Here is a 25,489-nt window from a genome sequence, read left to right as displayed (position 1 = left end):
TATGCCCCGAGCGTCTGCGCCCTCGAAGCGCGCCCCCTCCTTGAAGTTGGCCCCACCGGTGGCCCGGCGGTCCACGCCCGCCGCCCTGCTGCCCCAGCCGCTGGTCGAGCGCCTGCTCGCCGTGGCCATGGAGCGTGGGGGCGATTTCGCGGAGGTGTACATCGAGCGCACGCTCACCACGGCCGTGCGGCTGGAAGAATCCCGCATCAAGAGCGCGCAGACCGGCCTGGTCCAGGGCGTGGGCGTGCGCGTCATCTCCGGCGGGAAGGTGGGCTACGCCTTCTCCGACGACTGGGACGAGTCCGCCCTGCTGCGCGCGGCCTCCACGGCGGCCATGATTGCCCAGGGCGGCGGCGCCGAGCGCAGCTTCCCCGTGCGCCGCGCCGCGGTCCCCAGCTACTACCACGTCAGCACGCCGCTGATGGACGTGGAGGTGTCGCTGAAGACGGGCCTGCTCATGCGCGCCGACAAGGCCGCCCGCGCCTTCGACGCGCGGGTGAAGCAGGTCAACGGCGGTTACGTGGACCAGACCCGGCGCATCGCCGTGGCCAACACCCACGGGCGCTACACCGAGGACACCCAGGACCTGTGCCGGATTTCGGTGATGGTCGTGGCCCAGGGCAAGGGCGGCGAGCGCCGCACCGGCATGTACGGCGGCGGCGGACGCGTGCCCTTCAGCCACTGGGACACCTTCTCCCCGGAGGACGTGGCCCGGGAGGCGGCGCGTCAGGCGGTGGCCACGCTGGGCGCGGTGGACTGCGTGGCCGGCCCGCAGACGGTGGTGCTGGCGCCGGGCTGGAGCGGCATCCTGCTGCACGAGGCGGTGGGCCACGGCCTGGAGGCGGACTTCATCCGCAAGGGCACCTCGCTGTTCGCTGGGAAACTGGGTGAGAAGGTGGCGTCCGACCTGGTCACCATCATCGACGACGGCACCGTGTCCAGCGGGCGCGGCTCCATCAACATCGACGACGAGGGCAACCCCGGCGAGCGCAAGGTCCTCATCGAGAACGGCGTGCTCAAGGGCTACCTCTTCGACAGCCTCAACGCGCAGCTCATGGGCCAGCGCAGCACCGGCAGCGGGCGGCGCGAGTCCTTCAAGCACCTGCCCATGCCGCGCATGACGAACACCTTCCTGGCCCCGGGTGACCACGCCCCCGAGGACATCCTCAAGGAGGTGAAGCGCGGCCTGTACTGCGCCACCTTCGGCGGTGGGCAGGTGGACATCACCAACGGCAACTTCGTCTTCGAGGTCAGCGAGGCCTATCAAATCGAGGACGGCAAGCTGGGCCGCCCGGTGAAGAACGCGACGCTCATTGGCGTGGGGCCGGAGGCGCTGAAGAACGTGTCACGCGTGGGCTGCGACCCCATGCCGGACCCGGGCATGGGCGTGTGCGGGAAGAATGGCCAGTCCATGCCCGTGGGCGTGGGTCTGCCCACCGTGCGAATCGACAACATCACCGTCGGCGGAACCAAGGTCGCCTGAGAGAGAGCACCAACCATGGACTACCAACAGCTCGCGAAGAGAATCGTCCAGCGCGCCAAGCGCAAGGGTGCCCGCCAGGCGGAGGCCTTCCTGGAGGTGGGCCGCCAGAGCAGCGTGCGCGTGCACCAGGGGCAGATTGAAGACCTCACGCAGTCCACCAGCAAGGGCGTGGGCGTGCGCGTGGTGCTCAAGGACCGCCTGGGCTTCGCCTATACGTCCGACTTCGAGCCCTCCGCCGTGGACCACATCGTGGACCAGGCCCTGAAGCTGGCCGAGTTCTCCGCCCCCAGCAAACTCAACGGCCTGCCCTCCGGCAAGGACCTGGGCCGCTTCGGAGACACCGGCCTGCTCTTCGACACGAAGGTGGCCGAGCTTCCCGGGGACTGGAAGATCAAGACGGCGCTGGAGGTGGAGAAGGCGGCCCGGGCGGAGGACTCGCGCATCATCGCCTTCAATGGCGTGGGCGCCGGGGACTACGTGTCCGAGGTGTACATGGCCTCCACCGAGGGCATGACGGGCGCGTACTCCGGCACCTACGTGTACCTGTACGCGGCGCCGGTGGCCTCCGACGGCAACGGGCTCCAGACGGGCTACTGGATGGACTACCGCCGCTTCCTGGACGACCTGGACGGACCGGAGTCCATTGGCCGCGAGGCCACGCGCCGCGCGGTGCGGATGCTGGGCGCGAAGCGGGTGAAGACACAGCAGGTGCCCGTGCTGTTCGACCCGCAGGTGGCCGCGTCCTTCGTGTCGGACGTGGCGGGCGCGGCGGATGGCAACGCCGTGTACCAGAAGGCCAGCCTCCTGGCCCCGCTGCTGGGCAAGCGCCTCGCGGGCGCGCACGTCACGCTGGTGGATGACGGCCTCATGCCCCGCGGTCTGGCCACCGCGCCCTTCGACGGTGAGGGCGTGCCCACGAGGCGCACGCCCATCATCGAACAGGGTGTGCTCAAGTCCTTCCTCTACGACGCCTTCACCGCTCGCAAGGCGAAGGCGCGCACCACCGGCAACGCGTCACGCAGCTACAACGGGCTGCCCTCCATCGGCACCAGCAACCTGTACCTGGAGGCGGGCTCGAAGTCGCCGGAGGAGCTGCTGCGCGAGGTGGACAGCGGCTTCTACGTCACCGCCCTGCTCGGCCACGGCACCGACCCGGTGACGGGCGAGCTGTCCGCGGGCGCCAACGGCCTGTGGATTGAAAAGGGCGAGCTGACGCACCCCGTGCAGGAGGTGACGGTGGCGGGCAACCTGCTGCAGATGCTCAAGGAGTTGGACGGCATCGGCAGCGACCTCCAGTTCCGCAGCGGCGCGGTGGGCGCGCCCACTGTCCGCTTCCGGCAGCTCACCGTTTCAGGCGAGTAGCCCACCCCGGCACGTCCCCCTACCGTGCGCCGGCGGGGGGACGTGTCAGGGCCTCCTCGTAGAACGCCGAAGCAGCACGAGGAGGGTGCAGCCCATGGCAACGAAGTCCGCACGCAAGTCCCCCGCCGCGAAGAAGGCGGCCACGCCGCGCAAGCCCCGCCGCGCGAAGGCGGCACCGAAGTCCCGGGGCCTGTCCCCCGCGGAGGTGGCCAGCGACTCGGTGGAGTACCCCACGGAGTTGTTGGAGGCGGTGCGCGAGGACGGCGGCGAGGTGCTCGGCGTGTACCGCGACCCGCTGGGCGGCCACCCGGTGGTGTTCTCCGTGCTGCCCATCGACAAGGTGGAGCCCACGCCCTACCAGCGTGACGTGTCCGAGCCCCACGTGAAACGGCTGGCCGGCGCCATGGAGCGGTTGGATCGCTTCCTGGACCCCGTCATCGCCGTGCGCAAGGACGGCCGGTACTGGACGCCCAACGGCAATCACCGCCTCAACGCCAGCCGGCTTCTGGGCGCCAAGGCCATTGTCGCCCTGGTGCTGCCCGAAGAGGACGTGGCCTACCAGATCCTGGCCCTCAACACGGAGAAGGCCCACAACCTCAAGGAGCGCTCGCTGGAGGTCATCCGCATGTACCGCGGACTGGTGGGCGCGGAGCGCAAAGGGCCGGAGACCGCCTTCGCCCACCTCTTCGAGGAGCCCTCCTTCGTCACCCTGGGCGCCGCCTACGAGCAGCGCCCTCGATTCTCCGCGGGCGCCTACCACCCCTTCGTGAAGGTGGTGGAGGACTTCCTCGACACGCCACTCCAGGACGCCCTGCCCCTGCGCGAGGCCCGGGCCCGGCGGCTGCTGGAGCTGGACGACGCCGTGGTGGCCGTCGTGGATGTCCTCAAGGAGAGGGGCCTCCAGAGCCCGTACCTCAAGAACTTCGTCGTCGCCCGCCTCAACTTCCTGCGCTTCCGCAAGGACGGCGGGAAGCCGGACTTCGACGCCACCCTGGACCGGATGCTGGCCAGCGCCCGGAAGTTCAACGTCGACAAGGTGCGGCGCGAGGACATTGGCCGGATGGGCGGCGGACCGCTAGAGCCGGATGAGGAATCCGCTTAAGGGAACACGAATTGCAGGAGGTTGCGCCCAACATGACATCCCCCACGGTCCTGGTCGTCGACGACGACCGCGCGAACCTCGACTCGGTCATCCGCATCTTCCAGCGTGAGGGCATGGCCACGCTGGCCGCCGCCAACGGCACGGAGGCGCTGGAGCTGCTGCGCCGGCCGGAGGTCGCCGCCATGGTGACCGACCTGATGATGCCCAACATGGACGGCCAGGAGCTGCTGCGCGCCGCGCGCGCCATCCGCCCGGACGTGGAAGTGGTGCTGATGACGGCCTACGGCACGGTGGAGACGGCCGTGGCGGCCATGAAGGACGGCGCCTACGACTTCATCACCAAGCCCCTCAAGCGTCACGCGCTGGTGAAGGCCATCCAGAAGGCGCTGGAGAAGCGAGCGCTGGTGGCGGAGAACCAGTCGCTCAAGGCGAAGTTGGCGGAAATGAACGCGGCGGGTGGGCGCTCCATGGTGGGCCAGTCCCCCGCCTTCCGCGCCATGCTGGACACCATCCGCCAGGCGGCTCCCTCCACCGCCACGGTGCTGCTGCTGGGTGAGTCCGGCACGGGAAAGGAGCTGGCCGCGCGCTCCGTGCACGAGTTCTCCCAGCGGGTCCGTGGGCCCTTCGTCGCCGTCAACTGCGGCGCGCTGCCGGAGAACATCCTGGAGGCGGAGCTCTTCGGCGTGGAGCGCGGCGCCTTCACCGGCGCGGTGGCCCGGCGAGAGGGCCGCTTCGAGCGTGCCCACGGTGGCACCCTCTTCCTGGACGAAGTCGGTGAGATGCCGCTGCCCGCCCAGGTGAAGCTGCTCCGCGCGCTGGCCGAGGGCGAAATCGAGCGGCTGGGTGGCACGCAGACGGTGAAGGTGGACGTGCGCCTCGTCGCCGCCACCAACAAGGACCTGCAGAAGGAAGTGACCGAAGGCCGCTTCCGCGAGGACCTCTACTACCGGCTCAATGTGGTGGAGATTCGCGTGCCCGCGCTCGCCTCGCGCCGCGAGGACATTCCCCTGCTGGCGGACGCCTTCCTGCGCCGCTTCGCCGCCAAGAATGGCAAGGTGCTGCGCGGCTTCTCGCAGGAGGCGATGGGCGTGCTGGAGAACTACGCCTGGCCCGGCAACGTGCGCGAGTTGGAGCACGCCGTGGAGCGCGCGGTGGTGCTGGCGCGCGGCGAGGTGCTGGAGGCCAGTGACCTGCCTGAATCCGTGCGCAAGGGCCCGCTGGGCTCGGCCGGACAGCTCGTCATTCCCATTGGGACGCCCATGGAGGAGATCGAGCGCCGGGTGATCCACGAGACGCTCCGTCACACCCGCGGCGACAAGACGCTGGCCGCACGGCTGCTGGGCATCGCCGCGCGGACCATCTACCGCAAGCTGGAGCGCGAGCAGTCCACCGGGGATGGCCCCGCCGCCGCTCCACCCGGCCCCGACACCGACGACTGACAGGGCGTCACACGGCCCCCCGCCTGCTTTTGACAATTTGTCTGGCGGGGTTTCGGAAGGCCCGTCACGCGTCAGGGGCGCCTGCTATTCCGGAATAATTCCAAGTGGTTGGCCGTAGGTCCTGTCTTGCCCGCCTGGCCCGCGATGGCACCTGGCTTGCTCAATGAGGGCCCGGCTTTCTCCCGGAAGCGTGATGGAACTCTTCTTTCGAAAATACTTTTGGACGGTGAACCTGGTGTTCATCCTGCTCGTCGGATTGCTGGCGGCGAGCACGGTGAACCTGTTCGTCGAGTCCGCCATCTCCCCGGTTCCCACCGGGGGGTCGTCCGCCCGCGCGCCTTCACAGCCGCGCCGCAACGAGACGGCGATGGCGATGCTCGACCTGGACCGTCTGTCACGGCTGACGGGCATCAAGCTGCCCGAACCCGAGCCCGAGGTTCAGGAGCCCGGCGGCGCTTCAGCGGAGGTGGACCCCAACGCCGCGCCCGTGAAGAGCGGCCTGCGGGTCAAGCTGCTCGGCACGCTGGTGGCGAGCAACCCCGACTGGTCCTTCGCCTCCATCCAGGACATGACGACGCAGCGTTCGCAGACCTACATGGTGGGCAACTCCCTGCAGGGAGCCACCGTGGAGAACATCGAGCGCGAGCGCGTCATCATCATCAACGGCGGCCGCCGCGAGTTCATCGACGGCAACCCGGGTGACGGCTCCTTCGTGCCGCCCTCGCCCCCGGTGGCCCAGGCCAACACCGCGCCGCCCAGTGACGGCAGTGGCATCCGCGCCACCAGCGAGAATGAGTACGAAGTCCCTCGCGCGGAAATCGACAAGACGCTCAACAACCTCAACAACGTCGCCATGCAGGCGCGCATCGTGCCCGCGTTCAAGGACGGTCAGGCGGTGGGCTTCAAGCTCTTCTCCATCCGTCCGGACTCCATCTACTCCAAGATTGGCGTCCAGAATGGCGACGTCATCCGTCGCATCAACGGATTCGACCTCAACAGCCCGGAAAAAGCGCTGGAGGTCTATTCGAAGATGAAAGACGCAGCCCGCATCGAGATCGAGATCGAGCGCAACGGTGCGCCGATCCGCAAGTCGTACAACGTCCGTTAATCACCTCCGCAGCGCCCGCTCCTCCATGAAGACGCTCCCGTCCTGGATGCTCTGCCTGTGCCTCGCGCTCGCCATTCCCGCGCAGGCCCAGCGCCGCTCACCGCCCTCTGGCTCCGCTGGAGAGCGGACGATTTCCCCGCAAGGCTCTGGCGCTACCAGCGCTGGTGACGCCACCGCGGGCCCCCGCCGCACGCCGACGTGCGAGGAGGCCCGCCGCAATGCCCGTTACGGCATCTACTTCGACAAGGTGGAGATCGAGAAGCTGGTCCAGACGGTCGCGGACGCCACCTGCCGCACCTTCATCCTCCCGGAGAACGTGCGCGGGAAGATCTCCATCATCGGCCCTGAGAATGGCCGGGTGGAGGTCAACGCGGACGCCTTCTACTCCGCCTTCCTCGCCTCGCTCGACGCCAACGGGCTCGCCGTCTACCAGTACGGCCGGTTCATGAAGATCGTCGACAAGCGCTCGGCGAAGCAGAACCCCATCCCGACCATCGTCGAGGACGGTGAGCCGTACACCACCAATGAGCAGATGGTGACCAAGCTGTTCCGCGTGCAGAACGTGGAAGTGGAGCCGCTGCGCGGCGTGCTCCAGCAGTTGGTGTCCAAGGACGGCGACACGATTCCGTATCCGCCCGACACCATCATCATCAACGACGTGGGCTCCAACATCCACCGCCTGGAGCGCATCATCCACCAGCTGGACACGCGCGCCGCCAGTGACGAGATGCGCATCATCCAGGTGCAGTACGCCTCCGCGCAGGACGTGGCCAACACGGTGCAGCGCCTCTTCGAGGCCAAGGGCGCCCGCCCCGGCCAGCCCGCCGCCGCCGGGCGCACGGTGCCCCCCGCCTCGGCGCAGGCCGCGCCCCAGGCCGGACAGGGCCAGGAAGGCTCCACCGGCGGTCCGGTGACGCTGTCGCAGATCATCCCGGACGAGCGCACCAACAAGCTCATCATCGTCGCCAGCCCCGCGGCCTTCGAGCGCATCCAGGACATCGTCGGGCAGATTGACATCCCCACCAGCGGCGGCGGACGCATCAACGTCTACTACCTGGAGAACGCCAACGCGGAGGAGCTGGCCAGCACGCTCCAGTCGCTGGCCCAGGGCACCGGCAACACGCCCCGCGGCCGCACCCCGGTGCAGGCCCGCCCGCCGGGCGCTCCCGGCGGCCCCACCACGACGCAGGCGGCGGAGCTGTTCAGCGGCGAGGTGAAGATTTCGGCCGACAAGGGCAGCAACTCGCTGGTCATCGTCGCCAGCTCGGCGGACTACAAGAACATCGTCCAGGTCATCCAGCAGCTCGACAAGCCGCGCCGTCAGGTGTTCGTGGAGGCCGTCATCATGGAGGTCAACCTGGACCGCAACGCGCGGTTGGGCATGAACCTGCACAGCGGCTTCAGCCTGAGCACGGAGAATGGCGCGGTTCCTGGCCTCATCGGCACCAACACCTCCGGCAACGGCCTGCCGCCGTCCCTGTCGCTCACCAGCCTGGCGTCCTACGGCGGCTTCCTCGCCGGTATCCAGGGCCCCGTCATCCCCGCGCTGGAGAAGCTGGGCATCCCGGCCTTCGGTGTGGTGCTGCACGCCATGCAGCAGAGCTCGGATGTGAACGTGCTCTCCACGCCGCACATCCTCACCAGCGACAACGAGGAGGCGGAAATCACGGTGGGCCAGAACGTGCCCTTCCAGTCCGGCTTCAACCCGTCCTCGCTGGGCTCGCTCGGGGGCGGCGTGGGCGCCGGCGGCGTCGCGGGAGGACTGGGCGGCGGCCTGCTGGGCGGCCTGGGTGGCCTGGGCTCGCTCTACGCCCCCATCACCCGTCAGAACGTGGAGCTGAAGCTGACGGTGAAGCCGCAGATCAACGAGAGCGACTATATCCGCCTGGTCATCAACCAGCAGACGGAGGAGATCGCCTCCACCGACCCGGTGCTCGGTCCCACCACGTCCCGCCGCAGCGCGAAGACGACCGTCATCGCGCGGGACCAGGAGACGCTGGTGATTGGCGGCATCATGCAGGACCGCACGCTGGAGAGCGTGTCCAAGGTGCCGCTGCTGGGTGACATCCCGCTGCTGGGCCACTTGTTCCGCGACACCACGCGCCGCAAGACGAAGACGAACCTGCTCCTCTTCCTGACGCCCTACATCATCCGGGGGCCGGAGGACTTCCGCGTCATCTTCGAGCGCAAGATGAAGGAGCGGCAGCAGTTCGTGGAGCAGTTCTACGGCCAGGTGCCCGGCTACGACGTGGCGGTGGACTTCACCCGCAAGCCCGGTCCGCTGTCGCGCATGGGCCAGAAGGTGACGCAGGAGGAGCAGCGCGCGGAGAACGGCGGTCCGGGCGTGGCCGGCGAGCGCGTCATCACCCCGGCCCCTCCCCCGGCCAGCGGCCCGGGAGCCGTGCCCTCCACGCAGCGGCAGGCGCCCGTCGCCCCGGCGGAGGAAGGTGGACCAGCGGTGCGGGAAGGCATGCCGCCCCCGGATGGTTCGGAAGAACCAGTGCCCGCGCCCGCCCCGCAGAACTTCGAGCAGCCCCCGTCCGAGGCCATCCCGGTCCCCGAGGCAGGAGACGCCGAACGCCTGCGCATCCAGCCGGAGGCGGGGGAACAGACGCCATGAACCTGACCGCCGACCCCGTCCTCACCAATGCCGCCACCGGCAGCACGGCTCCCTCGCGCAACGACGCCACGCAGCTGGTGGCTCACGGACAGGCCTACCTCTGTGGCCGCCCGCTGGGGGAGATCCTGCGCGCCATCGTCCCCTCGCTCACCGAGGAGAAGCTCCAGGAGGCGCTCGCCATCCAGGACGAGAAGGGGCAGCGCATTGGCGAGGCCCTGGTGGGGATGAAGGCGGTCTCCGAAGAGGACGTGGCCAAGGCCCTGGGGCACCAACTGGACCTGCCCTACCTGGCGCGCATCTTCGCCGAAGAGGTGGACGCGGAGCTGGTCAAGCGCATCCCCATCAACTTCGCCAAGCAGTCGCGCATCCTCCCGCTGTCCCTGGAGGGTGACACGGTGGCGGTGGCGGTGGCCGACCCGCTGGACACCGCGGCGCTGGACCACGTGCGCGTGCTGCTGGGTCAGAGCGTCAGCCAGCGCATCGCGCTGGGCTCCACCATCACCGACGCCATCAACAGCGTCTACGACCGCTCCGTCAACGAGACGGAACAGCTCGTGGACGAGATGGAAACGCAGGACCTGGACGCCATCGCCCACGAGCTGGACGAGCCCAAGGACCTGCTGGACGAGGACGACGAGGCGCCCGTCATCCGGCTGGTGAACTCCGTGCTGTTCCGCGCCGCCAAGGAGCGCGCCAGCGATATCCACATCGAGCCGATGGAGCGCGAGCTGCTGGTGCGCTTCCGCGTGGACGGTGTGCTACAGGAGGTCATCAAGCCGCCCAAGCGCTACCAGAACGCCATCGTCAGCCGCGTGAAGGTCATGGGGCAGCTCAACATCGCGGAGAAGCGCCTGCCGCAGGACGGCCGCATCCGCATCAAGCTGGCCGGCCGCGACATCGACATCCGTCTGTCCACCATCCCCACGTCCTTCGGCGAGCGCATCGTCATGCGTCTGCTGGACAAGACGGCGACGCTGCTGGACCTGGCGGAAATCGGCATGAGCCAGAAGACGCTCGAGTCGATGGAAGCCGTCATCAAGCGCTCACACGGCATCATCCTGGTGACGGGCCCCACGGGCTCCGGCAAGACGACGACGCTCTACGGCGCGCTGTCGAAGATCAACACGCCCGACCTCAACATCCTCACCGTCGAGGACCCCGTCGAATACCAGCTCAAGGGCATTGGCCAGATGGCCATCAGCCCGAAGATTGGCCTGACGTTCGCGCAGGGGCTGCGCTCCTTCCTCCGCCAGGACCCGGACGTCATCATGGTCGGCGAGATTCGCGACAAGGAGACGGCGGAGATCGCCATCCAGGCCTCGCTGACGGGCCACCTGGTGCTGTCCACCGTCCACACCAACGACGCCGCCGGCGCCGTGACGCGTCTGGTGGACATGGGCGTGGAGCCCTTCCTCGTGGCGTCCTCGCTCACCGGCATCCTGGCCCAGCGGCTGGTGCGCCGCGTGTGCCCGGACTGCCGCGTGCCCCACGAGCCCACGGACGCGGAGCTGAAGGAACTGGGCCACTCGGTGGCCTCCTTCAAGCAGCGCTACGGCGTGGACCGCATCTACAAGGCCGCCGGTTGCCCCTCCTGCAACCGCAACGGCTACCGCGGGCGAACCGGCATCTACGAGTTCCTCCCCGTGGATGACGACGTGCGCCAGCTCGTGCTGAAGAACGTGGACGCCTCCACCATCAAGCGGTCCGCCACGTCCAAGGGCATGACGACGCTGCTCGATGACGGCGCGCGGAAGATTGCCCTGGGCGAGACGACCATCGCCGAGGTGCTCAGCATCACCCAGGAGGACATGTAGCCGACAGCTCCTCCCTGGGAGGGGCCGGGGTTCCTGAACCATGCCGGTCTTCGAGTACAGAGGTCTCAATTCCGCGGGCAAGCAGATCAAGGGCCTGCTCGAGGCGGACTCACCCAAGACGCTGCGGTCCAAGCTGCGCGCCGACGGCATCTTCCTCACGGACGTGCTGGCCCAGGCCGAAGGCAGCCGGGCCGCCGTGGCCAAGGGCACCAACGCGGCGCTGGTGGCGCGCGACATCGACCTGCGCAAGCTGGGCCGGGGCCGCGTCAACACCGACGACGTGGCCATCTTCACCCGGCAGCTGTCCACGCTGCTGGGTGCGGGCGTCACGCTGGTGGAGTCGCTCAGCGCGCTGGTGGACCAGGTGGAGAAGGAGCGCTTCAAGCGCGCCCTCTCCGACATCAAGCAGCGCGTCAATGAAGGCTCGTCCCTGGCGGAAGCCATGGGGCAGCACCCGAAAATCTTCCCCAGCATCTACGTGAACATGGTGCGCGCGGGTGAGGCCTCCGGCGCGCTGGACGCGGTGCTCACGCGCCTGGCGGACTTCACGGAGAACCAGGCCCGGCTGCAGCAGAAGATTCTCAGCACCATGCTCTACCCCGCCATCATGATGGTGGTGGGCGGCGGCATCCTCGTGGCCCTCATGGTCTTCGTGGTGCCGAAGGTGACGAAGATCTTCGAGACGATGAAGGCCACGCTGCCCCTGAGCACGCGCTTCCTCATCGCCTCCAGCAACTTCTTCCAGAACTGGTGGTTCATCCTGCTGCCGGCCATGGCGCTGGCCGTGGTCCTCTTCATGCGCTGGACGAAGAGCCCCTCGGGCAAGCCCAAGTGGGACCGCTTCATGCTCAAGGCGCCGCTGGTGGGCAACATGGTGCGCCTGCTGTCCATCTCCCGCTTCGCCCGCACGCTGTCCACGCTGCTCAAGAGCGGCGTCCCGCTGCTGGCGGCCATGGACATCGTCAAGGCCATCATGACCAACACCGTCCTGGCGGAGGTCGTCGAGAAGGCCCGCGACTCCATCCGCGAGGGCGAAAGCATCGCCAACCCGCTGAAGCGCTCCGGGGAATTCCCCCCGCTGGTGTACCACATGGTCGCCATCGGTGAGCGCTCCGGCCAGTTGGAGGAGATGCTCACCAGCGTGGCGGACAACTACGAGACGCAGGTGAACGTGCGCATCAGCGCCCTCACCTCGCTGCTGGAGCCCCTCCTCATCGTGGTGATGGGCGCGGTGATTGCATTCGTCGCGCTCTCCATCCTGATGCCGATTCTGCAGGTGAACTCGGCCATCCGGTGAGGTGTGGCGGAATGATGAACGACATGGCGGACCGTTGGATTCAACGCGTCACCCTGGCGGCAATGGTCGCCATGGCGGCGGCGCTGCTGACCGTGGGGGCCCGGTTGTACGGTCCCCAGCAGCCTCGCCCGCCCGCCGGGGCGGCGGACAGCGTCCGGACGCCCTGACAAGAAGACACGACGACACAAGGGTGGCCTGCCAGAAAGTCACCCGGGATGGAGAGCACACATGCGCCAGAGCCAGAAGCAGCAGAGGAAGCAGCGCCGCAACCGCGGCATGACGCTCATCGAAATCATGGTGGTCATCACCATCCTCGGTCTCATCGCCGCGGCGGTGGGTGTGGCCGTCATCCCGCAGCTGGAGGCCGCGCGCCGGGACCGCGCCGCGCTGGACATCAAGAACATCCAGGGCGCGATGAAGCTCTACTACACGAAGAAGGGGAAGTACCCGGACACGGCCTCCGGCCTGCAGGCGCTGGTGGAGGCGCAGGCGCTCGAGCAGATGCCCAAGGACCCCTGGAACAACGACTACGTCTACATCAACGAGGGCGGCAAGCCGGTCATCATCTCCTACGGCGCGGACGGCGCCTCCGGCGGCGAGGGCAACGACGCGGACATCTCCTCCGCGGACTCGGCGGCCTCCGCCAAGAAGTGACGAACAAGTCGCGCGCGACACACGTTGACAGGGCTTGGGCATGAAAGAGCACGACGCCATTCCATCCCCGACGCCCTCGCACGAGGGGCCGGACCGCCGCCGGAGACTGGGGCGGTTCCTCCTCGCGTTCGTCTTCGTGGCCGCCACGGGGCTTGCCTTCACGCTGGTCTACGTGACGGAGGACCGGACGCTGGACGCCAACCAGCGCCGGGCTCGCACGGACATCCGCCAGCTGGAGGGCATGTTCAAGTCCCACCACCGGCTGATGGGCCGCTTCCCCTCCCAGGCCGAAGGCTTCACGCCGCTCATCCAGGCCCGGCTCCTGGACCGCGTGCCGGAGGACCCCTGGGGCCATCCGTACGTGTACTGGATGGACGGCTCCACGGGCGCCGTCGTCTCCTATGGCGCCGACGGCAAGCCGGGCGGCACGGGGCCTGACGCGGACCTGAGCAGCGGCGGTGTGCTGGCCGCTGGTTGGGGGGAGCCATGACGAAGCGGAGCCACCGCGCCCAGCGCGGCCTGACGCTCATCGAAATCTCCATCGCCATCATCATCGTCGCGATGCTGTTCTCCGCGGCGGTGATGGGCATCGGCTCCATCACCGGCGCCAAGGCCAAGGGCAGCGCGGGCGAGCTGGCGGGCCTCATCCGCTCGCTCTACGACTCGGCGGCGCTGCGCGGGCAGACGTGCCGGCTGGTCTTCGAGATTCCCGACCCCAAGAGCGAGCAGGCCACGCGCTATCACGCCGAATGCGCGGAGGGCGCCGTCACCACCGCGAGAGACCGCGACGAGACGCTGCGCGCGGAGAACACCGAACGCGAGCGCGCCGCGCGCAACCGGGGCAGCGGCGGCGGCCGTGACGAGCGGCGCAGCTACCTGGGCGGCGGCAGCGGGACGAATGCCCCCAGCGCGCAGGAGCTGCTGGAGGGTGAGAAGCTGCGCGTGGAGAACGCGGCCCGCTTCTCCTCCTACACCTCCGAAGAGGTCCCCGCGCGCGAGCTGCCAGCGGACGTCAAGGTCTCCGTGTGGACGCGCCACCAGCGTCAGCCGGTGGAGAATGGCGTGGCGTACCTCTACTTCTTCCCGCAGGGCTACACGGAGAAGGCCTACGTCTACGTGCAGCAGGGAGACAACGTCTGGACGCTGGACGTGTCACCGCTCACTGGCAAGGTGCAGATTGTCGCCGAGGCGCTGGAGGTGCCGCGATGAGGCGCGCCCAGGGTTTCACGCTGCTGGAAGTGGTGGTGGCGCTCGCCATCCTCGGGATGGCGCTGATGGCCATCTTCGACCTCAACGCGGGCGCGGTGTCCAACCACGTCTATACCAAGCGCCTCACCGTGGCGTCGCTGCTGGCCCGGTCGAAGATGACGGACCTGGAGCAGGACCTCTACGACGACGGCTTCAGCCTCGACGACAAGGAGGAGTCCGGGGACTTCTCCGATGAAGGCTGGAACCAGTTCAAGTGGCGCGCGCGCATCATCGCGCCCAAGACGGACGGCGTGACGCCGGACCAGCTCATTGGCGCCATCTTCAACCTGCCCATTGGCGACAACGCCAGCGGTGATGACCCGATGTCCGGACTGGCGGGCCTCTTCGGAGGCGGTGCTGGCGGCAAGGACGGCGCGTCCTCCGGCGGGCCCCAGGCCGCGGGCCTGGGTGGAATGGGTGGCGCGGCCATGGGCATGGCCCAGCCCATGTTCACGCAGATGGTGGAGCAGATCACCCAGACGGTCCGCGAGGTGCACCTCACCGTCTACTGGCAGGAAGGCACGCAGGTGGAGAGCATCGACCTGGTGACGCACATCGTGTCGCTCGGGCCGGGCTCGGACCGCAACGGCGGCGCCGCCGCGGCCCAGGGCGGAGGCTCCGACAACCAGTGGGTGACGCAGGACGGGCGGCCCGTGGCCAACCCCATCCCCGGCCCCAACGGCGTCATGCTGGACCCGACGACGCGCCAGCCCCTGCGCCGCCTGTCCGACGCGCAGCAGGACCTGGGCAGCCGCCGGGGGAACATGGGCGGCAACCCGCTGGGCAACCCGATTCTGCCGGGCGGCTTCCGAGGGGGTCGATGATGCGGCGTCGCACGCGAGGCTTCACGCTGATGGAGGTCATGGTGGCCGTTGCCATCACCGCCCTCATGGGCACGGTGGTGGCCATGGCCTTCCAGACGGGCCTGACGGCGAAGGAGACGGTGGAGGTGGACGCGGACCGCTACCGGCAGGTCCGCGTGGCCATGAACCGCATGGCGCGTGAGATTGGCTCGGCCTACGTCAGCGACCGCTACGACTCCACCCGCTTCCGGGACCAGAACGACCGGCCCAGCAACTTCGTGGGGGAGCGTGGCAAGCTGCTGTTCACCACCTTCTCACACCAGCGCCTCTACACGGACGTGAAGGAGTCCGACCAGGCCATCGTCGAGTACTTCGTGGAGGCGTCGGAGGACCGGGAGGCCCGCGGCCGGCAGGACCTCAAGCGGCGCGTCAACCCGAACATCGACGAGCGCATGGAGCAGGGCGGCCACGTGGACGTGCTCTTCGAAGGCGTGAAGGAGCTGGAGTTCGCCTATTGGGATTCGGAGAAGAAGGAGTGGGATGACGAGTGGGACACGCGGCGCATCGAGCGCAAGGCCATCCTGCCCACCCGGGTGCGCGTGACGGTGACGGCGGTGGACGAAACGGGCAAGGAAGCCCGTTACGTCACCCAGGCCCGAATCATGCTCAACACGGAGCTGCCGAGGTACTGAGCCATGCCCCTGCCCTTCTTCCAGCAGACGCCCCGGCGGCGACGCAAGCCCCTGCCCCGCCCGGCGCGGCGGGAGCGGCGCTCGCGCGGCGTGGCGCTCATCATCGCCATTGTCTCCATCGCCATCCTGACGGTGATTGCCACCGACTTCGCCTACAACAGCCGGGTGGACCTGCAGCTGGCGGCCAACCAGCGGGACGAAGTGCGCGCCTACTACATGGCGCGCTCGGGCATCGCGCTGTCGCGGCTGCTGCTGCGCTTCCAGAAGCAGGTGGACCAGACGCCCATCCCCAACCCGGCGGCCATCCTGGGGCAGTTGGGCATCGGTGGCACGCCGCAGGCCGGGCAGGTGCAGCCCTCCTCGCTCAACATCCAGCTCTTCAAGATGGCACGCGTGGACTGCCACATGCTCCGCGGGCTGGTGAAGAACGACGGCGCGGGTGGAGAGGTCTCCGCGCTGGAGCCCAAGCAGGACGACAACTTCAAGCTGGATGACGAGGACGCGGACCCGGCGACGCGCGAGGTCGCCTCGCAGATGACCATGCGCTCCTTTGGCGGCTTCGAGGGCTGCTTCCTGGCCACCATCTCCGACGAGGAAGAGAAGCTCAACGTGCACCGCCTCATCGCGGGCGCGGGTGACGCGCGGCCCACGGCGCTGCGGCTCATGGACATGATGGCGGACCCGCGCTTCGAGTTCCTCTGGGAGCGGGACGACGCCAACAAGGTGCGCAGCACGCCCCAGGACGTCCTCCTGGCCCTCAAGGACTGGGCGGACGACGACCGGACGGGCTCGGCCTTCAACCCGGTGGACCCGGTGAATCCGCTGCCGGGTGGGTTCTCGGATGAAGGCGCGGCCTACAGCCGTTATGAACCCGGCTATCAGCCCAAGAACGCGCGCTTCGACAGCGTGGACGAGCTGTACCGGGTCCACGGCATCAACGACCAGTTCATGTCGGCGTTCCGGGACCGCCTCACCGTCTATCCGGACATCAACCGCCGGCCCAACATCAACACCGATGACCCGGTGATGATGGGGCTGGCCATCATGTCGGTGGCGGACCAGACGCGGCCGGACCCGCGCCTGAGGGACCCGGTGTTCCTCAACGAGCTCATCGAACGCGTGCGCGCCGCGCGCATGTTCAGCTTCTTCGGGATGTCCGTGCAGGACTTCGTCGCGGTGGTGGAAGCCGCGGGCATCCTGGTCGACCCGGCCGTGAAATCCAACGTCGCGGGCAACCGGCTCGTGGGCGACAAGAGTCAGACCTTCACCATCAAATCTGTGGGAGAAGCGGGCAACGTGCAGAAGACGCTGACCGCCGTCATCCGGCTCGACGACACCCTGGGCCGGCTCCTGTATTGGAGAGAGGAATAGCATGGCCCGTATCCTTGGCCTGGACCTCGGCAGTCACGCCGTGAAGGGCGTGGTGCTGGAGGCGAAGACGAAGACGCACACCACCCATGGGTTCGCCGAGGTCCGGCGTGCCCAGGAGGGCGAGCGCGCCGACACGCTGCGAGCCGCGGTGCAGGAGCTGCTGGGCCAGCTCCCGCCGGGCAACGTGGACCAGATTGTCATCGCCCTGCCCGGCCCCGCGCTCACCACGCACGCGCTGAGCCTGCCTTTCTCCGACGCCAAGCGCATCGAGGCGACGCTGCCCTTCGAGGTCGGCAGCCAGCTGCCCTTCGACATCTCCGACGTCGTCTACGACTACCAGGTCGTGGGCCTGAAGGAAGGAGAGGGCAAGGAGAAGGCCAGCGACCTGCTGGTGGGCGTGGTGCGCAAGGAAGAGCTGGCGGCGCTGCTGGCGCTGCTGGCCGAGCTGAAGGTGGACCCGCGCATCGTCACGCACCCGGGCCTGGCCTACCAGAACCTGTTCCAGCAGCACCCGGGCCTCTTCCAGGGCACGGGTGAAGGCGGCGCGGTGGCGGTGGTGGACATCGGCCACGAGCGCACCTCCGTGTCGGTGGGCAAGCCCGGTGAGGGCGTCCAGTTCGCGCGCACCTTCTCCGGTGGCGGCAAGGACTTGAGCAAGGCGCTGGCGACGGAGTTCCAGACGTCGCTGGCGGAGGCGCACCACTGGAAGGAGCAGCACGGCGCGGTGGCCAGCGCGGCGCAGGGCCCGGACGCGGAGCGCGCGGCGGCGGCCTTCGTGCGCGGCCTGCAGCCGATGCTGCGCGAGCTGCGCCCCACCCTCAAGGCCTACACGGCCCGCACCCGTCAGCAGGTGGGCGCGGTGGTGTTGTGCGGTGGTACGGCGAAGCTGCCGGGTATCGCCGAGCAGCTCTCCCGGGACTTGAATCTGCCGGTGCGGGTGCTGGCGCTGCCCGCGGACGCGAAGGCGATTCCCGCGGCCGAGCAGCCCGTGGCGGCCCAGGCCTATTCGCTGTCCCTGCGCGGCAACGCGGCGGGCGTGCGCGCGCCGCGCTTCAACCTCCGCCGGGGCCAGTTCGCCTTCAAGGGCGACTTCGACTACGTGAAGGACAAGCTGGGCTTGCTGGCGTCGTTCGCGGCCACGCTCATCCTGCTGCTCATCGCGTTCGGCGTGGTGCGCAACTCCGTGCTGGCGCGGCGCGAGGCGCAGGTGGACGCCGTGCTGTGTGACACCACCCAGCGAATCCTGGGCCGGTGCGAGAAGGACTACAACCGCGCGCTCAACATGCTCGCGGGCGTGGAGAGCCCGGCGGCGGCGCTGCCCCGGCTGACGGCGGTCAACCTCCTGGCGGAGGTGACGGGGCGCGTTCCGGACGACATGCCGGTGAGGTTCACCCGCATCCAGATCGACCTGGGCCGCGTCATCCTCGAGGGCGAGACGGACTCCTCGAAGCAGATCGACACGCTGTCCAACGCCATCAAGAACCACGACTGCTTCAAGGACGTCCGGCAGGGCAAGGTGGAGAAGACGCGGGACGGCAGCAAGATGTCCTTCCGCCTGGACGTGCAGGTGCAATGCCCTGGTGAGCAGGGAGGAGAGAGCTGACCATGGCCAAGCTTCAGGAAGTCTTCGCCCCCATCCAGACGTGGTTCGAGCGGCTCAGCGACCGCGAGCGCCGCATGGTGTCCATCGCCGGCGCGGCGGTGCTGGTGTTCGTCCTGTTCGCCGTGGTGATGACGTTCACCAACAGCGCGTCCGGGTACCGCAAGCGCACCGAGGAGAAGCTGGCCAAGCTGCAGGAAGTGAACACGCTGGCCGCCAGCTTCCGCGAGGCCCAGGCCAACCGTCAGTCGGTGGAGCAGCAGCTCACGTCCAGCAACGTTCAGCTCATCAGCTACATCGAGGACAAGGCGACGCTGGCCGGCCTCCAGGTGCCCAACATGACGCCCAAGGGCGAGGTGGGCATCGGCGACGGGAAAATCGTGGAGAGCGCCGTGGAGCTGACCTTCACGGACGTGGACCTGCGCAAGCTGACCGACTTCCTGCAGACGGTGGAGAGCGGTCCGGGCGTGGTGAAGGTGAAGCTGTTGCGCATCGAGCCGCGTCCCGCGTCGGACACGCTGACGGCGTGGACCACTGTCGCCACCTACCGGATGAAGCCCTGACCCATGTCCTCTGACTCCAAAGCCGCCCGCTGGAAGATTCTCCTCGGCTACGCCGCGTTCGCGGTGGTGGCCTTCGTCGTGGGCCTGCTCGTCACCTTCCCATACGACGCCATCCGCAAGCGGCTGGTCAGCGAAGCGGCCCAGGCGGGGCTCGCGGTGCGCATCGGTTCGCTGCGGCCTGGCCTGGCGGGCATCACCGCCACCAACGTGCGCGTGAGCAAGCCGCCCCAGCCGCTGAGCGCGGACACGGTGGCGGCCCTCTCCCGCGGCGAGGGCATGCTGGGCGCCGCGGAGCTGGGTGAGCCGCTGGTGCTGGAGAGCGTGGCGCTGCGCCCCGCCCTCTTCCCGCCGGGCATCGCGATGCGCGCCAGCGTCATGGGCGGCACGCTGAGCGCCTCCGTGGGCCTGCTGGGCGACACGCGCGTGAAGGTGACGGCGGACGGGCTCCAGGCCTCTGGCGGCAACCTGCCGGCCTTCACCGGGCTGGACCTGGACGGCGAGCTGAACGCGGCCCTGTCCCTGACGATGCCCAAGAACGGCGCGCAACCAGACCTGTCCCAGGCCAACGGCGAGCTGACGCTGGACACCCGCAACCTGGTCATCAAGGGCGGCAAGGTGGCCATCCCCATGGGTGGCGGCTCGGCGGTTCCCATGGACCTGCCGCAAATCGACCTGGGCGCGCTCACCGGACGCATCCAGTTCGTCAAGGGCCTGGGCACGGTGGAGTCGCTGCGCCTGAAGAGCAACGAGTTGGAAGCCCTGGCCACCGGCACGCTGAAGCTGGGCAAGCGGCTGGAGTACAGCGAGCCCGGCATGGATGTGAACATCAAGCTGGACCCGGAGTTCCAGAAGCGGCTGGGCCTGGTGGGCGCGGGCGTCACCATCCTCCCGCCGGACAAGAAGGACCCCAGCTTCCGCGCCGCCCGGCTCGCCGGCTTCCTCAACCGGCCGACGTTCCTCCCGCGGCGCTGAGCGCCTGCTCCCCCGCGTCCGCCGCCAGGGCGCGGGGTTGAAAGCTGAACACCAGGGCGTGTAAAGCGCTCTCAGGCTGGACTGCTGAGAGGGCTGGGATGCCGGAGCTGGTGTTCTTTCGTCGTGGCGACGAGGTGTTGCGGGTGGGGGTGGACCGGGCGCGGCTGGTGCTCGGACGCGGCGAGCAGAGCGACGTCGCCATTCCGGACCCCGAGGTGAGCCGCCTCCAGGTGGCCCTGCTGTGGGACGGCGAGCGCTGCCGGGTGGAGGATTTGTCCGGCAAGGGCACCACCGTCGCCGGCCAGTCCATCACCCACGGCGAGCTGCCGGACGGCGCGGACCTGGCGCTGGGCCAGTGGCGCGCGGTGTTCCGCCTCAGCGGCGGCGGCGAGGGCGCGGACGTCACCACCGAGGTGGGTCACACGACGTCCGTCCAGTCCCGTGACACGCAGGCCCCGCGCTGGCAGCCCGCCCAGGTACGGGTGAAGCAGGGCCTCAACGAGTCCGTGCACCGCTTCACGGGTGAAGGCTTCACCGCGGGCAAGGACTCCGGCTGCGACCTGGTGCTCCAGGACCGCTTCGCCTCCAGTCGGCACCTGAAGGTGACCCGCCGCGACAGCGCCTTCCACGTCGTGGACCTGCGCTCCACCAACGGGACGTGGCTGGGCCCGGTGCGCGTCTTCGAGGCGGAAGTCCCGCTGCCCACCGTGCTGCGCGTGGGTGAGACGGAGCTGGTGCTGGAGCCCGCCGCGCCCACCACGCGCAAGGAGCCCACGTCCTTCCACGGCATCATTGGCGGTGACCCGTCGGTGCGGCAGCTCTCGGAGTTGATTGAGCGGGTGGCCCCGTCCTCCGCGGCGGTGACGATTCTGGGCGAGTCCGGCACCGGCAAGGAGCTGGTGGCCCGCGCCATCCACGCCTGCTCGCAGCGGGCGAATCGGCCGCTGGTGCCCGTCAACTGCGCGGCCATCTCCAAGGAGCTCATCGAGAGCGAGCTCTTCGGCCATGAGAAGGGCTCCTTCACCGGCGCCATGGGCGCGCGCAAGGGCGCCTTCGAGGAGGCCGACGGAGGCACCCTCTTCCTGGACGAGATTGGCGAGCTGCCGCTCGACCTGCAGGCCAAGCTGCTGCGCGCGCTGGAAGGTGGCGAAATCAAGCGCGTGGGCGCCAGCCGCCCGCAGACGGTGGACGTGCGCGTGGTAGCGGCCACCAACAAAGACTTGCTGGCGGCGGCGCGCGAGGGCCGCTTCCGCGAGGACCTGTACTACCGGCTCTGTGTCATCCCCCTGCACCTGCCGCCGCTGCGCAGCCGCAAGGCGGACCTGGGCTCGCTGGCCGAACACTTCGTGCGCACCTACGCCCCGCGTGGCCAGTCCGTGCGCTTCACGCCCGCGGCCCTGGAGCGGCTCCAGCACCACGCGTGGCCGGGCAACATCCGCGAGCTGCGCAACGTGGTGCACCGCGCGCTGCTGCTGCGCAAGGGGCCCCTCATCGACGCGGGGGACATCTCCTTCGACCAGGAGCTGAACCGCGAGACGGGCATCGCCGTGCCGGAGCTGCCGCCAGGGATGACGCTGGAGCAGATGCTGGAGAAGCTGGAGCGTCAAATCGTCGAGGCGGCGCTGCGGCGGTACAACAACAACCGCGAGCGCGTGGCCCGCGAGCTGGGCGTGGCCCGCTCCACCCTCTTCAAGCGGCTGAAGGACTGGGGCCTCACGAAGCAGGACGAGCAGGAGTAGAGGCTGTCTTCCAGGGAGGTGGGGGTGTCAGAGGAAGGACGCCCCCGCCCCAGAAGAATGTGTCCCACGGTGCATGGCCCTGAAGGGCGATAGACCCTTCTGGCGGCTCATTCGTTCCATGTCCTGTACGTCCACCCCGGCGTGTCAGGAGAGCACCCGTCATGCACGCATGCGCGCTTCCGCCGCTGTCCGAGTTGTATACCGAGCACCGTCCTCGCGCGTTGGCCATTGCCCGACGCATCGTCGGTGATACCGCCGACGCGGAAGACGTGGTGCAGGACGTCTTCGCCCGGCTTGCCCGCCGAGCGCCTGGCTACGGCGGCCGCGCGGCGTGGAGCACCTGGCTGCACCGGGTCATGGTGAACAGCAGCATCAACTGGCTGCGGGCGCGCAAGCGCCGAGACAGGCTGAGCCACGACGTCCAGGAGCCCCTGTCCCCCGAAGCCCTCGCCGTGGGCGCGGAGATGGAGCGCCACTTCGGTGAGGCGATGGAGGACATCAACGAGCAGCAGCGGCAGGTCCTCTACCTGCGCGAGGTGCGCGGCCTGAGCTACCCGGAAATCGCCCGGCTGCTGCGCATCCCCGAAGGCACGGTGAAGAGCACGCTCCACCGCGCCCGCCAGCGCACGCTCTTCCTGATGGAAGAGCGTGGCCAGCAGCCCTGAGCGGGGACGTGCTCAGTCCTCGCTCTTCGAGCCGACGAACTGGTCCGCCTTCTCCTTGAAGAGGACGTTGAAGCTGGTGAGCGAGCCGTAGACGCGGGTGATGTAGCTCTGCATCTCCACCTTCTCCGCGTCCGACAGCTTCGGGTGCGCGTTGAGCTTCTGCTCCAGCACCCGGAGCCTGTCGCGCACCATGACGACCTTGTGGAACAGGTTGTCGATGGGCAGGTCCTTGGGCTGCAGCTCGGTGTTGGCGGGCACCAGCCGCATCGTGCCGCCCTCCCACTTGTTGGCCAGGGGCGGCGCGTCCAGCAACCCGGACGCCTCCCGGAAGATGTCCATCAGCTCTTCACGCGTCATGCTCAACCCTTCCAGGTCCACCACGTCGTTGGGGTCCGCGCGGCGCCGCACCACCACCGGCGCCACGCTGCGCGCGGTCCGCTCGCGCGCGGGTGCAACCGCCAAGGGGGCCGCGCTTCCCCGAGGCGTGTACTTGTCGCAAATGGGCGCGGACGGGGGAAAGTTGCCCCGCCACGAGTGCAGCCGGCATGTGCCCACCCAGCCCCGGCGCTCATCCACCGACTGCGGGCTGAACAGCTTGCAATTGCCACACACGCGCTCTTCCGGCTTGAAGACCGGAAAAGGAAGCGAGCCGTCCCCCGCGTCCGACATCAGCGCGTCTCCCCCGCCACCGGCGGGCCCTTGCGCACGCCCAGCTCGCGCAGCAGCACGTCCGCGTCCTCCACCTGGTCCAGCATCCAGAGGATGTAGCGCACGTCCACGTTGACGTTGCGAGCCACGTCCGGGTTGTAGCCGAAGTCGTTGGCCACGTTCTCCCAGACGCGGTCGAAGTTGACGCCCACCAACTGGCCCTTGCCGTTGACGGTGGGGCTGCCGGAGTTGCCGCCGGTGGTGTCCGCGTCCGACAGGAAGTTCACCGGGATGTCCTTCAGCTTCTTGTCCTGCCACGCGCCAAAGCGCTTCGCCTCGGCGACCTTGGAGACCTTCTCCGGGACGTCGAAGGGCTCCTCGCCGGTGTGCTTGGCCAGCATGCCCGACAGCGTCGTCTGCGGCGTGTAGATGGCGCCGTCCCGCGGCGCGTAGCCCTGCACCTTGGCGAAGCTGACGCGCAGCGTGCTGTTGGCGTCGGGGGCCACCGGCTTGCCCGCGTGCGCCAGCACCGCCTTGCGCCACTCCGGCCGCAGCCGCAGCGCGGCGCCCTGACGCTTGTCCTTCACCTCGTCGAGCGCGGCCTGCTCCTTCGCCAGGTCCAGACCGAACGCGAGCAGCGCGTCCTTGCGCGCCTCGAGCTGGCCTACCGACTCGGTGGCCATCTTCAGGCGCTGGTCCAGCGTCAGCACCTGGGTGCCCGCGTACATGGCGTCAATCTTCGCCAGGACGTCCTTCTCCGAGAACGTCTTGCCGAAGTGCTTGTCCACCGCGGCGATGCGCTCGTCGGCGCCCAGCGCCTGCGCGCGGCGCACGAAGGCCAGCAGCAGCTGGCGCTCGGCGGGGAGGAACAGGTTCTTCTGGTCGCGCTCCAGCCGGTCCTTGATGCGGACGTGCTCGCGCTCCATGTACTCCGGGCGGCGCTCCAGGTCCGGCTTCGCGCGCTCCGCGGCCAGCCGCGACACCGTCACCGCCAGGGCCGGGCCCCGCGCCAGCCGCGACGACGCGGCCAGGAGGAACTCACGCTCGAAGGACTTCGCGATGGCGGACTGCTCGACGAGCAGCGCGGCCCGCGCGTCCAGCGCCGGCTGCCACTTCGCGCCCGTCTTCTTCGCCCACACCGCGACGGCGGCTTCCGCCTCGCGCTGCTTCTCCACGATGTGGCCCCGCTTCAGGCCCGCGAGCTGACCGCCCGAGTTCTTGTAGACGTTGTGCAGGCCCTTGAGCTGCGAGGCGACGGCAATCTTGCCCGCGGCGTCCTTCTCGCCTTCCGCCTCAAGGATGCGGATCGCCTCACCGAACACGTCGCGCATGCGCGGGTAGAGGCGGGACTGGCGCTCGGCCATCTCCTCCGCGAGCAGCGCGCGGTACGTCATGCCCGGGTAGCCCAGCACCATGACGAAGTCGTTGGGCTTCACGCCCTGGGTGGCCAGCGGGAAGAAGAACTCCGCCTTGTAGGGGACGTTCTTGTCGCTGTACGGCGCGGAGGTCCCGTCCGGCGCGGTGTACGCGCGGAGGATGGCGAAGTCACCGGTGTGGCGCGGCCACATCCAGTTGTCCTCCTCGCCGCCGTACTCGCCCACCGCGCGCGGCGGCGCGTAGACGAGTCGCACGTCCGTGAGTTCCACCGCGTCCACCAGCGTGTAGTTGACGCCGCCATCGAAGGTGGCCACCTGGCAGCGGGTGGCGGGACGCTTCTCGCACTCGGCGACCAGCTCCTTCTGCTTCCGCTCGATGGCCTTGTAGCGCGTGATGTCATCCGCGTCCGCGGGCACCGCGGCGAGCACCGTCTTCGTCACGTCGGTGAAGCTGCGCGGGACCTGGACGCGGGAGCCCTTGCCGGGCAGTTCGTCCTCGCGCTTGGAGGCGAGGAAGCCCTGGGTGATGAGGTCGCGCTGCGGCGTGCTGTGCTCCTGGATGACGCCGAAGGCACAGTGGTGGTTGGTGATGACCAGACCCGAGGCGGCGATGAACGCGCCCGAGCACCCGCCGACGTTGACCGCGCCCGCGAGCAGGCCGGTGCCACGCTTCGGATCCCAGAGCTTCTTGGGAGAGACCTGGAGGCCCTGGGCGCGTAGCCACGCCGGGTCCAGCTCCAGGACCTGCTGGGGAGTCCACTTGCCTTCCCCGGCCAGAGCGGGGGCAGCCACGAGCGACAGGAGGAGGAGCGTCTTCTTCATGGTGTCCCCTCCCTACTCCGTCCGGCGCCCGCAAGCGAATCCCTTCGCCGTGACGCTTCGCGGCCTGGAGGCCGGGCTTTTTCGTGGAAGACGAACCCGGATTAAGTGTTG

General features: G+C 68.9%; 22 protein-coding genes. 20 read left to right on the top strand and 2 right to left on the bottom strand.

Annotated elements, in window-relative coordinates:
* Position 1: 1 nt before the first annotated feature.
* From OZ403_RS12870 to OZ403_RS12775, 20 genes are all read left to right on the top strand, one after another.
* Complete coding sequence (locus OZ403_RS12870) at positions 2 to 1,483, top strand: TldD/PmbA family protein (RefSeq protein ID WP_268784322.1); 1,482 nt, start codon at positions 2 to 4, stop codon at positions 1,481 to 1,483.
* 15 nt (positions 1,484 to 1,498) lie between these two features.
* Positions 1,499 to 2,845, top strand: a complete 1,347-nt coding sequence (locus OZ403_RS12865; protein WP_268784321.1) for a TldD/PmbA family protein — start codon at positions 1,499 to 1,501, stop codon at positions 2,843 to 2,845.
* A gap of 94 nt (positions 2,846 to 2,939) precedes the next feature.
* On the top strand, positions 2,940 to 3,947 hold the full coding sequence (locus OZ403_RS12860; protein WP_268784320.1) for a ParB N-terminal domain-containing protein: 1,008 nt from the start codon (positions 2,940 to 2,942) through the stop codon (positions 3,945 to 3,947).
* 32 nt (positions 3,948 to 3,979) lie between these two features.
* The gene (locus OZ403_RS12855; RefSeq protein ID WP_268784319.1) at positions 3,980 to 5,386 is read left to right on the top strand and encodes a sigma-54-dependent transcriptional regulator; all 1,407 of its coding nucleotides are present in this window, start codon (positions 3,980 to 3,982) and stop codon (positions 5,384 to 5,386) included.
* 193 nt (positions 5,387 to 5,579) lie between these two features.
* On the top strand, positions 5,580 to 6,494 hold the full coding sequence (gene gspC / locus OZ403_RS12850) for a type II secretion system protein GspC (RefSeq protein WP_174258742.1): 915 nt from the start codon (positions 5,580 to 5,582) through the stop codon (positions 6,492 to 6,494).
* Positions 6,495 to 6,519: 25 nt separating this feature from the next.
* Positions 6,520 to 9,114 carry a type II secretion system secretin GspD gene (gene gspD, locus OZ403_RS12845; protein ID WP_140789892.1) on the top strand — a complete coding sequence of 865 codons (2,595 nt, stop codon included), beginning with the start codon at positions 6,520 to 6,522 and terminating at the stop codon, positions 9,112 to 9,114.
* Positions 9,111 to 10,928, top strand: a complete 1,818-nt coding sequence (gene gspE / locus OZ403_RS12840) for a type II secretion system ATPase GspE (RefSeq protein ID WP_140874343.1) — start codon at positions 9,111 to 9,113, stop codon at positions 10,926 to 10,928. The genes gspD and gspE overlap by 4 nt, the downstream gene beginning before the upstream one ends.
* Before the next feature lie 40 nt (positions 10,929 to 10,968).
* Positions 10,969 to 12,225 carry a type II secretion system inner membrane protein GspF gene (gene gspF / locus OZ403_RS12835; RefSeq protein ID WP_140789888.1) on the top strand — a complete coding sequence of 419 codons (1,257 nt, stop codon included), beginning with the start codon at positions 10,969 to 10,971 and terminating at the stop codon, positions 12,223 to 12,225.
* A gap of 11 nt (positions 12,226 to 12,236) precedes the next feature.
* The gene (locus OZ403_RS12830) at positions 12,237 to 12,392 is read left to right on the top strand and encodes a hypothetical protein (RefSeq protein WP_162295072.1); all 156 of its coding nucleotides are present in this window, start codon (positions 12,237 to 12,239) and stop codon (positions 12,390 to 12,392) included.
* 61 nt (positions 12,393 to 12,453) lie between these two features.
* Complete coding sequence (gene gspG, locus OZ403_RS12825; RefSeq protein ID WP_140789887.1) at positions 12,454 to 12,879, top strand: type II secretion system major pseudopilin GspG; 426 nt, start codon at positions 12,454 to 12,456, stop codon at positions 12,877 to 12,879.
* Between the two features lie 40 nt (positions 12,880 to 12,919).
* Positions 12,920 to 13,369 carry a type II secretion system protein GspG gene (locus tag OZ403_RS12820; protein ID WP_174258741.1) on the top strand — a complete coding sequence of 150 codons (450 nt, stop codon included), beginning with the start codon at positions 12,920 to 12,922 and terminating at the stop codon, positions 13,367 to 13,369.
* Complete coding sequence (locus tag OZ403_RS12815) at positions 13,366 to 14,088, top strand: prepilin-type N-terminal cleavage/methylation domain-containing protein (protein ID WP_174258740.1); 723 nt, start codon at positions 13,366 to 13,368, stop codon at positions 14,086 to 14,088. Before OZ403_RS12820 ends, OZ403_RS12815 begins: the two co-directional genes overlap by 4 nt.
* A complete protein-coding gene (locus OZ403_RS12810; RefSeq protein ID WP_140789882.1) occupies positions 14,085 to 14,951 on the top strand; it encodes a type IV pilus modification PilV family protein in 867 nt (288 codons plus the stop codon). The genes OZ403_RS12815 and OZ403_RS12810 overlap by 4 nt, the downstream gene beginning before the upstream one ends.
* Positions 14,951 to 15,622: a type II secretion system protein GspJ gene (locus OZ403_RS12805; RefSeq protein ID WP_140796429.1), complete on the top strand. Its 672-nt coding sequence runs from the start codon at positions 14,951 to 14,953 to the stop codon at positions 15,620 to 15,622. Before OZ403_RS12810 ends, OZ403_RS12805 begins: the two co-directional genes overlap by 1 nt.
* Positions 15,623 to 15,625: 3 nt before the next feature.
* Entirely contained in the window at positions 15,626 to 16,993 is a 1,368-nt protein-coding gene (locus OZ403_RS12800) for a general secretion pathway protein GspK (RefSeq protein WP_140797954.1), read from the top strand.
* A 1-nt stretch (position 16,994) separates the two neighbouring features.
* Positions 16,995 to 18,596: a pilus assembly protein PilM gene (gene pilM / locus OZ403_RS12795; protein WP_140789879.1), complete on the top strand. Its 1,602-nt coding sequence runs from the start codon at positions 16,995 to 16,997 to the stop codon at positions 18,594 to 18,596.
* Between the two features lie 2 nt (positions 18,597 to 18,598).
* On the top strand, positions 18,599 to 19,156 hold the full coding sequence (gspM, locus tag OZ403_RS12790) for a type II secretion system protein GspM (RefSeq protein ID WP_140789877.1): 558 nt from the start codon (positions 18,599 to 18,601) through the stop codon (positions 19,154 to 19,156).
* A gap of 3 nt (positions 19,157 to 19,159) precedes the next feature.
* Positions 19,160 to 20,128, top strand: a complete 969-nt coding sequence (gene gspN / locus OZ403_RS12785) for a type II secretion system protein GspN (protein WP_140797953.1) — start codon at positions 19,160 to 19,162, stop codon at positions 20,126 to 20,128.
* Between the two features lie 98 nt (positions 20,129 to 20,226).
* The gene (locus tag OZ403_RS12780; RefSeq protein ID WP_140789873.1) at positions 20,227 to 21,867 is read left to right on the top strand and encodes a sigma 54-interacting transcriptional regulator; all 1,641 of its coding nucleotides are present in this window, start codon (positions 20,227 to 20,229) and stop codon (positions 21,865 to 21,867) included.
* Positions 21,868 to 22,028: 161 nt separating this feature from the next.
* The gene (locus OZ403_RS12775) at positions 22,029 to 22,532 is read left to right on the top strand and encodes an RNA polymerase sigma factor (protein WP_140853870.1); all 504 of its coding nucleotides are present in this window, start codon (positions 22,029 to 22,031) and stop codon (positions 22,530 to 22,532) included.
* A gap of 12 nt (positions 22,533 to 22,544) precedes the next feature.
* On the opposite strand, the gene OZ403_RS12770 is transcribed toward OZ403_RS12775, so the two are convergent.
* Both OZ403_RS12770 and OZ403_RS12765 read right to left on the bottom strand, forming a co-directional pair.
* Positions 22,545 to 23,201 (bottom strand): hypothetical protein, encoded by a 657-nt coding sequence (locus tag OZ403_RS12770; RefSeq protein WP_140797952.1) that lies wholly within the window; start codon positions 23,199 to 23,201, stop codon positions 22,545 to 22,547.
* Positions 23,201 to 25,378 (bottom strand): S46 family peptidase, encoded by a 2,178-nt coding sequence (locus OZ403_RS12765; protein ID WP_268784318.1) that lies wholly within the window; start codon positions 25,376 to 25,378, stop codon positions 23,201 to 23,203. The genes OZ403_RS12770 and OZ403_RS12765 overlap by 1 nt, the downstream gene beginning before the upstream one ends.
* Between the last annotated feature and the right edge of the window lie 111 nt (positions 25,379 to 25,489).

Origin of the sequence: Myxococcus sp. NMCA1 (assembly GCF_026810205.1) — a bacterium.
Classification (GTDB): domain Bacteria; phylum Myxococcota; class Myxococcia; order Myxococcales; family Myxococcaceae; genus Myxococcus; species Myxococcus xanthus_A.
This window is presented reverse-complemented; position numbering and strand designations above follow the sequence as displayed.